The sequence below is a fragment of the Pseudomonas sp. S3_C06 genome (assembly GCF_054667675.1).
Genome location: NZ_CP162747.1, coordinates 5064487 through 5079288, shown reverse-complemented (window position 1 = coordinate 5079288; position 14802 = coordinate 5064487). Strand labels below are relative to the sequence as shown.

The following is a 14802-nucleotide window of genomic DNA, read 5'->3' as shown; positions in this document are numbered from 1 at the left end:
CTAACTATCCAACCTGAGCACGGCAAGGAAGGCTTCTTGTGGAATTTCCACGTTGCCGACCTGCTTCATGCGTTTCTTACCGGCCTTTTGCTTCTCGAGCAGTTTCTTCTTACGGCTGACGTCACCACCGTAGCATTTGGCCAATACGTTCTTTCTGAGTGCCTTGACGGTTGTCCGGGCAACGATCTGACCACCAATGGCAGCTTGAATCGCCACGTCGAACATCTGACGAGGAATCAGTTCTTTCATCTTCTCGGTCAACTGGCGACCTTTGTAGTGCGAGTTGTCACGGTGCACGATCAATGCGAGGGCATCGACCTTGTCGCCGTTGATCAACACGTCCAGTTTCACCAGATTAGCCGATTGGTAACGGTCGAAATGGTAATCCAGCGAAGCATAGCCGCGACTGGTGGATTTGAGACGGTCGAAGAAGTCCAGGACCACTTCGTTCATCGGCAGGTCGTAAGTGACTTGCACCTGATTGCCGAGGAACAGCATGTCGACTTGAACGCCGCGCTTCTCGATGCACAGGGTGATGACGTTGCCCAGGTGTTCCTGCGGCACCAGAATATTGGCGCGCACGATCGGCTCGCGCATGTCTTCGATCGACGAGACATCCGGAAGCTTGGATGGGTTGTCGACGTAAATCGTTTCACCGGTTTTCAGTACCAGCTCGAAGATTACGGTTGGCGCGGTGGTGATCAGGTCCAGGTCGTACTCGCGCTCCAGGCGCTCCTGAATGATCTCCATGTGCAGCATGCCAAGGAAGCCGCAACGGAAGCCGAAGCCCAGTGCGTCGGAGCTTTCCGGGGTGTACTGCAGCGACGAGTCGTTGAGGGTCAGCTTCTGCAGCGCTTCGCGGAAATCTTCGAAGTCGTCGGAGCTGACCGGGAACAGACCGGCGTAAACCTGTGGCTGGATGCGTTTGAAGCCGGGCAGCACTTCAACGTCCGGGGTCGAGCTCAGGGTCAGGGTGTCACCGACCGGTGCACCGTGAATGTCCTTGATGCTGGCGATGATGAAGCCCACTTCGCCGGCCTTCAGGTCAGACGTGGCGGTGTGCTTCGGGTTGAACACGCCAACGCTGTCGACCAGATGGATCTTGCCGGTGGACTTGACGAGGATCTTGTCGCCCTTCTTCACGCGGCCATGACGCACGCGCACCAGGGAGACAACGCCCAGATAGTTGTCGAACCAGGAGTCGATGATCAACGCTTGCAGCGGATCTTCGATGTTGCCGGTCGGCGCAGGAATGGTGTGCACCAGACGCTCAAGCACTTCGTCGACACCCAGGCCAGTCTTGGCGCTGCAGGTGACGGCGTCGGTGGCGTCGATGCCGATGATCTTCTCGATCTCGTCCTTGACGCGATCAGGATCGGCCTGCGGCAGGTCGATCTTGTTCAGTACCGGCATGACCTCAAGGCCCTGCTCGATCGCGGTGTAGCAGTTGGCCACGGACTGGGCTTCAACACCTTGACCGGCATCGACCACCAGCAACGCACCTTCACACGCGGCCAGGGAACGGCTGACTTCGTAGGTGAAGTCGACGTGGCCCGGGGTGTCAATGAAGTTCAGCTGGTACTTGATGCCGTCTTTGGCCGTGTAATAAAGGGTGACGCTGTGGGCCTTGATGGTGATCCCGCGTTCACGCTCCAGATCCATGGAATCCAGTACCTGGGCTTCCATTTCACGCTCGGCCAGGCCGCCACACATCTGGATGAAACGGTCAGCCAGCGTCGACTTGCCATGGTCAATGTGGGCGATGATGGAGAAATTGCGGATATGACTCAAATCACTCACGGATCAACACTCAAAAAGGCTGCAGGCATGGCCCGCCGAAAAATAGCCGGGAATTGTACCTGATACACGGCGCAAGCGTCACGTTCACCTGTCACCCGGACTGCATGCAAAAACGCCTCGTTCTGTCGACCGAGGCGTTCTCAAAGCGGAAACATTGGCAGAAAAGAGCCGATCAACCGGCTCTTCGCAGCAGCCAGACACCCGCCAGCGCACAAACCCCGGCCGGCACCAGTACCGCGAACAGCGGCGAGAAACCGAACACCAGGCTCGACGGGCCCAGCAAATCCTGGACGATGCGGAACGTGAAACCGACCAGCACGCCGGTGAACACCCGCTGACCGAGGGTCACCGAACGCAGCGGACCGAAGATGAAGGAGATCGCCATCAGTACCAGCGCGGCGGTCACCAGCGGCTGCAACACCTTGACCCAAAATGCCAGCCAGTAACGGCCGTTACTCAAACCTTGCTCGGACAGATAGTGGATGTAACCCCACAGGCCGCTGATCGACAGCGATTCCGGGGCCATGACCACGGTGCTCAGCAATTGCGGGCTCAGGGACACGTCCCAGCGCTCGGTCGGCATATTCACCACTTCAGTGCTGCGCTCATTGAATTTGGTCGTCGCCACATCGGTGAGCTGCCAGTGATTGCCATCGAACTCAGCCTTTTTGGCGAAGCTCGAACTGAGCAGATGGCGCTCCTTGTCGAAGTGATAACGGGTCACGCCATACAGCAAGCCGTTCGGTTGCACGGCGTTGATGTGGATGAACTCTTCACCCTGACGGTGCCACATACCGTGCTTGGCGCTTTGCGCGTCGCCGCTGCCTTGCGCCAGCGAACGGTTGGCCTGCGCCATGCTTTCGGTCGCCGGAGCAACGTATTCGCCGATCAGCACGCCAGCCAGCATCAGCACCAGCATTGGCTTCATCACCGCCCAGACGATCCGGCCGATGGACACGCCAGCGGCGCGCATGACGGTCAGCTCACTGCTGCTGGCCAGACTGCCGAGGCCGATCAGGCAACCGATCAACGCGGCCATTGGCAACATTTCGTAGAGACGGCGTGGCGCGGTCAGCAACACGAAGCTGAGAACATCAACGAGGGTGTAGGTGTCGCTGACATCACCCATCTCATCGATGAACGCGAAAAGCGTTGCCAGACCGAGGATGATTGCCAGCACGGCGATGATCGCCATGAACACGCTGCTGCCGATGTAGCGGTCGAGTTTAACCACGGGCCACCTCCAGCGCAGCGGCGCGACGGCTGGCCATTTTCAGACGCAGCGGCTCCCAATAGAGCAGGCCGAGACCGATGAACAGGAAGATCGCGTGCACCCACCACAGGCCAAGGGCCGGTGGAATCTTGCCTTTTTCAAGGGCGCCGCGCGCGGCAATCAGGATGGTCAGATAAGCCATATAAAGAAGAATCGCCGGCAGCAGCTTGAGGAAACGCCCTTGGCGCGGATTGACTCGCGACAGCGGCACCGCCATCAGGGTCACGATAAACACCAGCAGCGGCAGGGACAAACGCCATTGCAGTTCGGTTTTGGAGCGGATGTCATCGCTGCCCAGCAGAGACGAGGTCGGCATGGCGTCACGGTCGGTGACTTCTTCGCTGACGTCCGGCTTGGGCAGCAGCACGCCGTAGGTTTCGTAATGAATGGCACGGTAATCGGCCTGACCCGGGCTGCCGTCGTAGCGGTAGCCGTTATCGAGGATCAGATAGCGGTTGCCGTCGGGGCGCACTTCCTGGCGACCACTTTCGGCCACCAGCACGGAAATCCCGCGATCCTTTTGATCGGCTCCGAGATTCTTCTGCGAAATGAATACACTGCCCAGATTGACGCGATCGTCGCTCAGGGTTTCGGTGTAAGTCACCCGAGTGCCGTCACGCAGCGCCTGGAAACGCCCCGGTTCAAGGGTATCGAATTCAGTCAGTGCATCCTGCTTGTTCAGGAGTAACTGAAACTGATTGGCGCCTTGCGGGGCCAGGCCCAGGCTCAGCCATGCCACGACCAATGCAACCAGCGTCGCCGGAAACAGGGTCATGCGAAACAGCTTCTGCTGGCTCATGCCGGTGGCCGACAGCACGGTCATTTCGCTTTCAAGATACAGGCGACCGTACGCCAGCAGGATGCCGAGAAACAGGCCCAGCGGCAGAATCAGTTGCAGGAAACCCGGCAGACGAAAGCCCATGATCAGGAACAACGAGCCCGGATCGAGCTGGCCGGCAGCGGCCTGCGCCAGGTATTTGATGAAGCGACCGCTCATGATGATGACCAGCAGCACGGCACTCACGGCGCTGAGGGTCAACAGGACTTCGCGGGACAGATAACGGAAGACGATCAAACCAGACACTCCAGGGTTGTCAGGCTAAGGCGGCCAAACAAGCAAACACATCGACCGGCCCGCAACGCAGAGCCGTCGAAAAAAGATGCGGCATTATCCTGTGATTGGGGGCGCCTGTCACTGCGCACACTCATCCATCGTTGTAATCCTTTGCAGATCGTACAACCTAGGGGGCGTTCTCAATTAGTTTTCACACCGCGCCGGGTCTGCTGTTGTGCAGGGCAAGGCGCGAGAAGCGTGGTTTGGTCATTCCAAATAAGCTTCGAGCAACGCAGCCCTGCACAACAGCAGGCCCGGCCCTTCGGGTTGTGCCTTAAAGCCGGCCAGTCTGCGTTGCAGGCCTTGGAAAGGGAACAACCATTCCCAGCGGCCTGCGCCTTGCCTGGCTGACTTTAAGGCGACAACGCGGCGTGGAAACTAATTGAGAACGCCCCCTAGGGTTGTCAGGTGCGGGGAGCGGGGTTCAAACTGCGGCCCTTGTCGCAGGCTTTGGCCTGCGCCTCTTCTATCTATAAGCAGGCGACTGCGGACACCGTCGAACGCCTGCGTGTTGACCATTCATTCAGGGATCCGGACATGGAACTGGTTGTAAAAAGCGTTAGCCCAGAAACGTTGAAAACCGCCACCCTGGTGGTTGCCGTCGGCGAAGGCCGCAAACTCGGCGTCGCCGCCAAACAGGTCGACGAACTCAGCGGTGGCGCGATCAGCGCCGTGCTCAAGCGTGGCGATCTGGCCGGCAAGGTTGGCCAGAGCCTGTTGCTGCACAGCCTGCCGAACCTCAAAGCCGAGCGCGTGCTGCTGGTCGGCGTGGGCAAGGATGAAGAACTGGGCGACCGTCCGTTCCGCAAAATCGTTGCCGGCATCCTCAACACCCTCAAGGGTCTGGGTGGCAGCGACGCCGTGCTGGCGCTGGATGAAGTCATTGTCAAAAATCGTGACAGCTACGGCAAAACCCGCCTGCTGGCGGAAACTCTGGTGGACGGCGAATACACCTTCGACCAGTTCAAGAGCCAGAAAGCCGAACCGCGCGCGCTGAAGAAAATCACCCTGCTGACCATCAAGGCCGCGCAAGCCGAAGTGCAGCGCGCCGTGAACCACGCCACCGCGATCGCCAATGGCATGGCCTTCACCCGCGACCTGGGCAACCTGCCGCCGAACATCTGCCACCCGACGTTCCTCGGTGAACAAGCCAAGAATCTGGGCAAAGAATTCAAGGATCTGAAAGTCGAAGTCCTCGACGAGAAGAAGATCAAATCCCTCGGTATGGGCTCGTTCTACGCCGTCGGCCAAGGCAGCGAGCAACCGCCGCGCCTGATCGTGATGCAATACAACGGTGGCAAGAAATCCGAGAAGCCGTACGCCCTCGTCGGCAAAGGCATCACCTTCGACACCGGCGGTATCAGCCTGAAACCAGGCGCCGGCATGGACGAAATGAAGTACGACATGGGCGGCGCGGCGTCCGTGTTCGGTACCCTGCGTGCCGTACTTGAACTGAAACTGCCGATCAACCTTGTGTGCATCCTCGCCTGCGCCGAGAACATGCCGAGCGGCAATGCAACCCGTCCGGGCGACATCGTCACCACCATGAGCGGCCAGACCGTGGAAATCCTCAACACCGACGCCGAAGGCCGTCTGGTGCTGTGCGACGCGCTGACCTATTCCGAGCGATTCAAGCCGCAGGCAGTGATCGACATTGCCACCCTGACCGGCGCTTGCGTCGTTGCCTTGGGCGCCCACACTTCGGGCCTGCTGGGCAACAACGACGAACTGATCGGCCAACTGCTCAGCGCCGGCAAAGCCGCTGACGACCGCGCCTGGCAACTGCCGCTGTTCGACGAGTACCAAGAGCAACTGGACAGCCCGTTCGCCGACATCGCCAACATTGGCGGGCCGAAAGCCGGCACCATTACGGCTGCATGCTTCCTGTCGCGCTTCACCAAGAACCTCAACTGGGCGCACCTGGACATCGCGGGCACCGCATGGACCAGCGGCGGCAAGGACAAAGGTGCAACCGGCCGTCCGGTGCCTCTGCTGACCCAGTACCTGCTGGATCGCGCCAAAGCCTGAACCCGCTGACGGGCGGCGTCACTTTCGGGTGACGCCGCTTGCTGCTCTGGAACCGCAATGACCAAAGTCGACTTCTATATCCTGCCCAGCGCCGACCCTTCGGCTCGTCTGGACTTTGCCTGCAAGCTCACCGAGAAAGCCTGGCGCATGGGCCACCGCATCTACCTGCATTGCAGCGACGCGGCTCAGCGTGACGATCTTGATGCGCGCCTGTGGGCATTCAAGGGCGAAACCTTCGTGCCGCATGGCCCGGCCGACAGCGAACCGGACGGTTTGATTGTGTTGGGATTGGGTGAGGACTGCGGTCAGCATCAGGATTTGCTGGTCAATCTCGACCTGAAAGTCCCGGGCTTCGCCAGCAAATTCGCCCGAGTGGCGGAAGTGGTAGTGGAAGATCCGACGATTCGAGCGGCCGCGCGGGAGAGTTTCCGTTTCTACCGCGAACAGGGCTATCCTCTGCAAGATCACCGTTTACAGCGACTCTGAGCATTCCAATGGACACTCCGAAACCGCAGCAAAAGTCCGCACATCTGCTGGACGATCTCGAATCGATCCGCCAGTTGCTCGGCGACGACAACCTGCAACCGCCACTGCTGACCGATACGGTCGATGACGGCGAACAGGAACAGATTCCGATGTTGTTCGATTCGGTTGGCAACGAGCCGGCCACTGTCGAACCACCACCCGCGCCAGCTCCGGCACCCGCCGTACAACCGGCGGCACCTGTGGATAAAGGCCCGGACGCCCTGCTCCACCTCGACAGCGAACTGCGCGCCGCTGCGCAATTGATCATGCAAGACGTGATCGACGACTTCGCGCCGCACATCGAAACCGAAATCAAACGCCGTCTCGATGCGCGCATGGAACGGCTCCTCAGCCAGTACGAATAACGCGCCCCGTGTAGGAGCTGCCGCAGGCTGCGATCTTTTGATCTTGTTTTTAAAAACCGAAGTCAAGGGATTGCAGCCTTCGGCAGCTCCTACATTTAGCTCCCCTCCGGGCCCGCCCCGCTCGCCCTCGGCCCCATGCCCCGCTATACTCGTCGGCTTTTCCTGAATTAATGCCAATAGGGTCCCGCCGCGCATGGATAAGACCTACCAGCCGCACGCCATTGAAACTTCCTGGTACAACACCTGGGAGTCCGAGAACTACTTCGCCCCGCAAGGCGCGGGCGACTCCTACACCATCATGATCCCGCCGCCGAACGTCACCGGCAGCCTGCACATGGGTCACGGTTTCAACAACGCGATCATGGACGCCTTGATCCGTTTCCGCCGCATGCAGGGGCGCAACACCCTGTGGCAGCCGGGCACCGACCACGCCGGTATCGCCACGCAGATGCTGGTGGAGCGTCAACTCGAAGCCCAGGGCCAGAATCGCCATGATCTGGGCCGTGAAAAATTCCTCGAGAAAGTCTGGGAGTGGAAGGATCAGTCCGGCGGCAACATCAGCCGTCAGATCCGCCGCCTCGGCTCGTCCGTTGACTGGAGCCGCGAGCGCTTCACCATGGACGACGGCCTCTCGGAAGCGGTTAAAGAAGCCTTCGTACGCCTGCACGAAGACGGCCTGATCTATCGCGGCAAGCGCCTGGTCAACTGGGACACCAAACTGCACACGGCGATTTCCGACCTCGAAGTGGAAAACCACGACGAGAAAGGTTTCCTGTGGAACCTGAAGTACCCGTTGGCCGACGGCGCGAAAACCGCTGATGGCAACGATTTCCTGATTGTCGCGACCACCCGTCCGGAAACCATGCTCGGCGACTCCGCCGTTGCGGTGAACCCGAACGACGAGCGCTACCAGGCCCTGATCGGCAAGTTTGTCGAGCTGCCACTGGTTGGCCGCCGCATCCCGATCATCGCCGACGATTACTGCGATCCTGAATTCGGCACCGGTTGCGTGAAAATCACCCCGGCCCACGATTTCAACGACTACGAAGTCGGCAAGCGCCACAACCTGCCGCTGCTGAATATCTTCGACAAGAACGCCAACGTGCTGCCGGCAGCGCAGGTGTTCAACCTTGATGGCACGCTGAACGACAGTATCGACGGCGCGATTCCGGCTGAATACGCCGGTCTTGAGCGTTTTGAAGCGCGTAAGCAAATCGTTGCTGCGTTCGACGCCGCCGGCCTGCTGGTCAGCGTCAACGACCACGGCCTGAAAGTACCGAAAGGCGACCGCTCCGGCACCATCATCGAGCCGTGGTTGACCGACCAGTGGTACGTGTCGACCAAGCCTTTGGCCGAGCCTGCAATTGCCGCCGTTGAAGACGGTCGCATCCAGTTCGTGCCGAAGCAGTATGAAAACATGTACTTCTCGTGGATGCGCGACATCCAGGACTGGTGCATCAGCCGCCAGCTGTGGTGGGGCCACCGGATTCCAGCCTGGTACGACGAGTCGGGCAAGGTCTATGTAGGTCGCGACGAAGCCGAAGTGCGTGCCAAGCACAACCTCGGTCCGGACGTTGCCCTGCAGCAGGACAACGACGTACTCGACACCTGGTTCAGCTCCGGCCTGTGGACCTTCTCCACCCTCGGCTGGCCTGAGCAGACCGAGTTCCTGAAGAAATTCCACTCCACCGACGTACTGGTGACGGGCTTCGACATCATTTTCTTCTGGGTTGCCCGGATGATCATGCTGACCATGCACCTGATCAAGAACGAAGACGGCACGCCACAAGTTCCGTTCAAGACCGTTTATGTGCACGGTCTGGTGCGCGATGGCCAGGGCCAGAAGATGTCCAAGTCCAAGGGCAACGTCCTGGACCCGCTGGACATCATCGACGGTATCGAGCTGGAAGACCTGGTGCAGAAGCGCACCTCCGGCCTGATGCAGCCGAAACTGGCGAAGAAGATCGAGAAGCAGACCCGCGACGAGTTCGCCGATGGCATCGCCAGCTACGGCACCGACGCCCTGCGCTTCACCTTCTGCTCGCTGGCCTCGACCGGTCGCGACATCAAATTCGACATGGGCCGTGTTGAAGGCTATCGCAACTTCTGCAACAAGATCTGGAACGCCGCGCGTTATGTTCTGGACAAGGGCGAAGACTGCGGCCAGAACGGCGAAGCCTACGAGCTGTCGCTGGCAGATCGCTGGATCATCTCGCAGTTGCAACGCACCGAAGCCGAAGTGACCCGTCAACTCGATCAGTTCCGTTTCGACCTGGCGGCGCAAGCGCTGTACGAGTTCATCTGGAACCAGTACTGCGACTGGTACCTGGAATTGTCCAAGCCAGTGCTGTGGGACGAGAACGCGCCGGTTGAACGTCAGCGCGGTACTCGCCGTACGCTGGTACGCGTACTGGAAGTGGCGCTGCGTCTGGCGCACCCGTTCATGCCGTTCATCACTGAAGAAATCTGGCAGCGCATCGCGCCGCTGGCCGGCATTCAGGGCAAGACGATCATGCTGCAAGCGTGGCCAGTGGCCAACGAAGAGCGCATTGATCCGGCGGCCGAAGACGACATCGAATGGCTCAAGGAACTGATGCTCGGCACGCGTAACATCCGTGGCGAAATGAACATCGGCCCGGGCAAGCCACTGCCGATCTACCTGAAGAACGTCAGCGCTGAAGACCAGCGCCGCCTGACCGAGAACGAAGCGCTGCTGAAGAAACTGGCGCGTCTGGAATCGATCACCGTTCTACAGGCTGGTGAAGAAGCACCGCTGTCCGCCACCGCGCTGGTTGGCGAGATGGAAGTGCTGGTGCCGATGGCCGGTCTGATCGACAAGGGCGCCGAGCTGGCACGCCTGGACAAGGAAATCCTGCGTCTGCAGGGCGAGGTCCAGCGGGTTGGCGGCAAACTGTCCAATGCCGGTTTCGTCGACAAGGCCCCGGCCGAAGTCATCGAGAAGGAACGCGCCAAACTGGCCGAGGCTGAACAAGCCCTGGGCAAACTGGCCGAGCAGCACGCGCGGATTGCCAGCCTGTAACGGCAAATCGCTTTAAAAAGGGCGGCTACAACGGCCTAATGCCAGTCAGTTAAGCTGACTGGCATTTTTTTTGATCGGATACTTCGGTGATTTCAGCCGAATCGCCCGAGGATATGCGCGCTCCTCACGTCGATGCGGCAGCACGTAGTGCGGCGCTGAAGCATGCCGTTCGGCCAAAATTATTGGCAATGTTCCCGGAGCGGTCGACGGAGACGCCCATCGGATGGGAAATGCAGTGGATCGGCCATCGACGTCAAAATCTGACAGACCTTGCCCTTGACGGTTTTGCTCAGGAGTCTTGCGGTCAGGCGTTCTGGTAATCCCGGCCATTGCTTGCGGGCCTGCGGCGAAGTGCTTAACGAGACCACCGCATCCTGACGTCCCAAACGCTGAATAACTTCGTACTGCGTCCCTTTGCGTAACGGCATCAGCCAATGCCGCTCAGTGCCTTTCCAAGGGCAACCGCCGCTTGCGCAGGGTTGCTAAGCCGGCCTGTTCCAGTGCCTGCTCGACCAGTGCAGGATCGAGCAAAGAATCCACCCCTCAATGGCGCTAGGGGTAGAGGCGATGTTGTGGGTCAGTTCCAATGCCCGAGCGAGACGCATAAAAAAATCCAATGCCGGTTACAGGCATCGGATTTTGATTTCTTGCGGCCAAAGGTCAAGCAAAGAGGCTTAACTGATCGGCATCAGGCCTGATGGCCTGCTTCTTTCTCAATCTGTTACCTCATCACAGAAATCACCTGACGGGTATATCAAGTAAACCCTAAGACTTGCGTCAATAATTCCAGCACCATTAATCGTATAGGAGGCCTTCCCCCAGCCACTCCGGATAGGTTTCAGGTGCTGAAAATAATCGCCTATCTTCACGACAAATCCTTTCTCGCGATCATCTTCGGTTACGAAATGAGTCACGGAATTCAATGTTCCCTTAACAGGTTTCGTTGACTCTTTGTCTTCGAACCCCTCCCAGGAAATATTCAATACCGCGCCGACCTGTACATCTCTGAGGGGGCCGATTGCAACTTTTAATCCCTGCATGGGATTCGAGTTGCAATTGAGATATGGCTGATTAGGGTCAACGTCGAGATCTGCATCCGGAAATGTGATTGCGCCAGTCATGATAGCTTCCTTGTGTCATTGGATTTTATTTGCACTGGTTTGTGCAAATTCAGTAAACAAGGAGCGAAAGCGCCTTACAACTGTCAGAAATGACAGTTATTCATATGATTTAGCTATATAAAAGAACATCCACCAACATTACGGACTGGCTTGTTATTAGATGTGGGACAATACCCGCCACTTTCAGCCATACCCGAATCGACCACGCCCATGAACGCCCCCCGCACACCCAAACCTGCGCGCAAGAAGCCTGACACCGCGACCCCGGCCAAGACCGCCGAGCCGCGTGAAAAGGCCAGCCTGCACCCGCGCAATCGCCATCAGGGTCGTTACGACTTCCCGGCGCTGATCAAGACCACGCCGGAACTGGCGAAGTTTGTGATCACCAACCCTTACGGCAAGGAAAGCATCGACTTCGCTAGTCCCGATGCGGTGCGAGTGTTCAACCGGGCGCTGCTCAAGTCGTTTTATGGCATTCAACACTGGGACATCCCGGCAGACTACCTCTGCCCGCCGGTGCCGGGCCGTGCCGATTACGTGCACTTCCTTGCGGATTTGCTGGCCAGCATGAACGACGGCAAGGTGCCACGCGGCGCGATCGTCAACGTGCTGGACATCGGCATGGGCGCCAACTGCGTGTATCCGCTGATCGGTAACAGTGAATACCGCTGGCACTTCCTCGGTTCGGAGATCGACCCGACCGCCGTGGCCGCTGCCCGCGCCATCGTTCAGTCCAACGACCTGAATAAAGTCATCCAGCTGCGTCAGCAGGAAAACCGCAAGCACATCCTGATCGGCTTGCTGGAGCCGGGTGAGCGCTTTGACCTGACCATGTGCAACCCGCCGTTCCACGCTTCGATGGACGAAGCGACCAAGGGCAGCGAGCGCAAATGGCGTGCACTGGGCAAGGCCGACCCGAAACGCAAACTGCCGGTGCTGAACTTCGGTGGCCAATCGGCTGAGCTGTGGTGTGAAGGCGGTGAAGCGCGTTTCGTGACGCAACTGATCGCCGAGAGCGCGAACTTCCAGCACAAGGTGCTGTGGTTCAGTACGCTGGTGTCGAAGGCTTCGAATTTGCCAGCCATCGAAACCGCGCTGAAAAAGGCCGGCGTGCTGGAAAGCCAAGTGGTGGAGATGTCCCAAGGTCAGAAGCAAAGCCGTTTCGTCGCCTGGACCTTCCAGACCAAGTCCGAGCAGCAGATCTGGCGCCGCGAACGCTGGGTTCGCTGATAGCTGCGCAGATGCCCCTGTAATTGTATGGACTCGCCCAAGCCGAGGCGTCTGTGCGCCACGGTGGCATTCTTATAGAAGCCAACGACAGCGAGGGCGAGGCCATGAAAAAGCATACGACGAATAATCAGTCTTTGTCAGCCGACGTGTCGGCATGCTCCACAGTCGCAGTGGATCTTGCCAAAAGGGTTTTCCAGGTGGCAGGGGAAGATGCCCTCGGCCTGCTGATATTCGAGGAGAGAATCAAGTCACGCGAAGCCTTTCAGGTATTTCTCCGTGAGCTTCCTCCGAGCGTGACGGTGTTGGTGGAAACCGGGCCCGGTGCTCAAGCATGGGCGCGGTTGCTGCAAATGCAGGGTAATCCCGTACGCATCCTGCCCGCTCAACTGGTCGCCAGCCACCGCAGCGGCCCGAAAAATGATCGCAACGATGCTTTGGCGATCTTGCGTGCCGGCCGCGACTGCAAAATCTCGGCGGTGCCGATCAAGAGCGCAGCCGCGATGGCGATGCAGGCGCTACACCGGGCGCGTCAGGGATATGTGCGGCGGCGCACTGCGGTCGGCAATCAGATGCGCGGTTTACTGCTCGAACATGGAGTGGCCATGGCACAGGGCGAAATTGCGATCAGCCAGCTCGTGCCTCGAATATTGGAAGATGCCACCCAACCGCTGCCTGATTTGTTGCGTGAACTGATTGCTGAATTGCTGGGCGAATGGAGTCAATTGGGCGATCGCGTCAACGTGCTGACCGGCCGACTGGAAATGGCAGCGAAAGAAGACGAGACGGCGAAGCGGCTGATGACGGTGCGCGGTGTTGGCCCGATCATCGCCACGGCGCTGATAGCCAAGCAGACCGAGCCTGAACGGTTCGCCAACGCCCGCTTGTTCGCCGCCTATTTCGGGTTGGTGCCCAGCCAGCACAGCTCTGGCGAGAAGACCCGACTGGGCAAGATGAGCAAGCATGGTGATGCGTATTTGCGCAGTCTGACGATCCAGGGCGCTCATGCTGTTTTAAGGCAACTGCGGCCTGATTCACGCCAGCCGGACGATCAGCGGCTGCAACGCTGGATCAACCGCTTGGGTCGCAAGGAAGCTGCGGTGCGATTGGCTAATCGCAACCTTCGGATTTTGTGGGTGCTGCTGCAAAACGATCAAACATATCGTCGCCAGCCGGGCAACGGCCAGGAGGCGACGATGAGTCACTGATAGAAGAGTTCTGCCACCGAGGCGCTAAGCCGCTTCAACCCCTGCTAAGAACATTGACCCCAGGTCAGACCGTCGCGAATTGATGCCTGAGCTCCTACTGGCCCTTGAGGCCTTACTGTAATCGGCATATCGCGAGCTTACCCAATGTTGGCCAGAAGCCGGTTAACGCTTCCTCGAATAGGCCTTATACATAGATGCAACCGGGTAGCAGTGTTCAAAAGCGGGTTGAATGGTGGGGCGAGTCCATACATAGGAGCTGCGGCACGCTGCGATCTTTTGATCTTGATCCTGAAGAACAAGATCAAAAGATCGCAGCCTCGTTTCACTCGACAGCTCCTACAAGGCGGTGTCATTCCTCGCCAAATCGCAGACACAAAAAAACCGTGCCCGGATCACTCCGGAGCACGGTTTTTTTATCGCTGCGTCTTACTTGTTCACAGCGTCGGTCAGGCCTTTGGCCACAACCAGCTTGATCACTTTCTTCGCAGGGATTTCGATGGCAGCGCCAGTCGAAGGGTTACGGCCAGTGCGGGCAGGACGCTCGGTCACTTTCAGCTTGCCGATACCTGGCAAGGTGATTTCGCCGCCGTTTTCCAGCTGATCGGCAACGATTTGGCCCAGTTGGTCCAGAGCGTTACGCGCGGTGGTTTTCGGCGCGTCGATAGCTTCAGCGATGTCGGCGATCAGTTGGTCTTTAGTAAGAGCCATGTAGTGTTCCTTCCCTATCAAATTCATATGGATTGCAGAGTGCAGTGTCAGCCATCGAGCCCGATCTTCTGGATCTGGCACCCTCGGCGATAACCACGACGAGTCGGGTTATAGATACCGAAATCAGGGTTTGGTTCGACCTGACAAATGCTGATTGCACGCTTAACGCAGTGACTTCGCGTAAGACCGGGCAAAACTAGCACAGAGACGGGGAAATATCCGCCTCTAGCTACCCATTTGGTCAGCTTTATTGCGCTAAATCGGTAAAAAACTGCATATGCGTCAGTGCGCGCCCCGGTTTTGCCCTACAACCCGCGCCAAAACCAGTGGTTGCGGTACACTGGGCGCTTTTTCGGGGGAGCCTGCCCTCCTCCCTTCCAACAGCCGAGAAGC

At 58.7% G+C, this 14802-nt stretch carries 12 protein-coding genes and 1 pseudogene; 6 read left to right on the top strand and 7 right to left on the bottom strand.

What is annotated here, in order from left to right:
- The 3 genes from lepA to lptF form a co-directional block, all read right to left on the bottom strand.
- Nucleotides 1-1800, bottom strand: coding sequence for a translation elongation factor 4 (gene lepA, locus AB4N44_RS22480; RefSeq protein WP_038357686.1), 1800 nt, complete (start codon nucleotides 1798-1800; stop codon nucleotides 1-3).
- 172 nt (nucleotides 1801-1972) lie between these two features.
- Entirely contained in the window at nucleotides 1973-3034 is a 1062-nt protein-coding gene (gene lptG / locus AB4N44_RS22475) for an LPS export ABC transporter permease LptG (RefSeq protein WP_122843205.1), read from the bottom strand.
- Nucleotides 3027-4148, bottom strand: a complete 1122-nt coding sequence (lptF, locus tag AB4N44_RS22470) for an LPS export ABC transporter permease LptF (protein ID WP_095050952.1) — start codon at nucleotides 4146-4148, stop codon at nucleotides 3027-3029. Before lptF ends, lptG begins: the two co-directional genes overlap by 8 nt.
- 576 nt (nucleotides 4149-4724) lie before the next feature.
- On the opposite strand from lptF, the gene AB4N44_RS22465 reads away from it, so the two are divergent.
- The 4 genes from AB4N44_RS22465 to AB4N44_RS22450 all read left to right on the top strand — a co-directional run bounded on the left by AB4N44_RS22465 (nucleotide 4725) and on the right by AB4N44_RS22450 (nucleotide 10145).
- Nucleotides 4725-6215 (top strand): leucyl aminopeptidase, encoded by a 1491-nt coding sequence (locus tag AB4N44_RS22465; protein ID WP_127925936.1) that lies wholly within the window; start codon nucleotides 4725-4727, stop codon nucleotides 6213-6215.
- A gap of 57 nt (nucleotides 6216-6272) precedes the next feature.
- Nucleotides 6273-6701, top strand: a complete 429-nt coding sequence (locus AB4N44_RS22460) for a DNA polymerase III subunit chi (protein WP_127925935.1) — start codon at nucleotides 6273-6275, stop codon at nucleotides 6699-6701.
- Between the two features lie 8 nt (nucleotides 6702-6709).
- Nucleotides 6710-7105 (top strand): DNA polymerase III subunit chi, encoded by a 396-nt coding sequence (locus tag AB4N44_RS22455; RefSeq protein WP_150749494.1) that lies wholly within the window; start codon nucleotides 6710-6712, stop codon nucleotides 7103-7105.
- Between the two features lie 193 nt (nucleotides 7106-7298).
- Nucleotides 7299-10145, top strand: coding sequence for a valine--tRNA ligase (locus tag AB4N44_RS22450; protein ID WP_160038414.1), 2847 nt, complete (start codon nucleotides 7299-7301; stop codon nucleotides 10143-10145).
- Between the two features lie 224 nt (nucleotides 10146-10369).
- On the opposite strand, the pseudogene AB4N44_RS22445 reads toward AB4N44_RS22450, so the two are convergent.
- The 3 genes and pseudogenes from AB4N44_RS22445 to AB4N44_RS22435 all read right to left on the bottom strand — a co-directional run.
- Nucleotides 10370-10594: pseudogene (locus AB4N44_RS22445) on the bottom strand (IS4 family transposase); the annotation flags it as partial.
- Nucleotides 10587-10685, bottom strand: coding sequence for a transposase domain-containing protein (locus AB4N44_RS22440; protein WP_127925931.1), 99 nt, complete (start codon nucleotides 10683-10685; stop codon nucleotides 10587-10589). The gene AB4N44_RS22440 and the pseudogene AB4N44_RS22445, both read right to left, overlap by 8 nt.
- 173 nt (nucleotides 10686-10858) lie before the next feature.
- Nucleotides 10859-11266 carry a hypothetical protein gene (locus AB4N44_RS22435; RefSeq protein ID WP_127925930.1) on the bottom strand — a complete coding sequence of 136 codons (408 nt, stop codon included), beginning with the start codon at nucleotides 11264-11266 and terminating at the stop codon, nucleotides 10859-10861.
- Between the two features lie 210 nt (nucleotides 11267-11476).
- Here AB4N44_RS22435 and rlmF point away from each other — a divergent pair, with 210 nt between their 5' ends.
- Nucleotides 11477-12496 carry a 23S rRNA (adenine(1618)-N(6))-methyltransferase RlmF gene (rlmF, locus tag AB4N44_RS22430; protein ID WP_160038410.1) on the top strand — a complete coding sequence of 340 codons (1020 nt, stop codon included), beginning with the start codon at nucleotides 11477-11479 and terminating at the stop codon, nucleotides 12494-12496.
- 146 nt (nucleotides 12497-12642) lie between these two features.
- Entirely contained in the window at nucleotides 12643-13701 is a 1059-nt protein-coding gene (locus AB4N44_RS22425; RefSeq protein ID WP_460111687.1) for an IS110 family RNA-guided transposase, read from the top strand.
- Between the two features lie 426 nt (nucleotides 13702-14127).
- Here AB4N44_RS22425 and AB4N44_RS22420 read toward each other — a convergent pair whose 3' ends face one another.
- Nucleotides 14128-14409, bottom strand: coding sequence for an HU family DNA-binding protein (locus tag AB4N44_RS22420; RefSeq protein WP_003221909.1), 282 nt, complete (start codon nucleotides 14407-14409; stop codon nucleotides 14128-14130).
- Nucleotides 14410-14802: the final 393 nt, after the last annotated feature.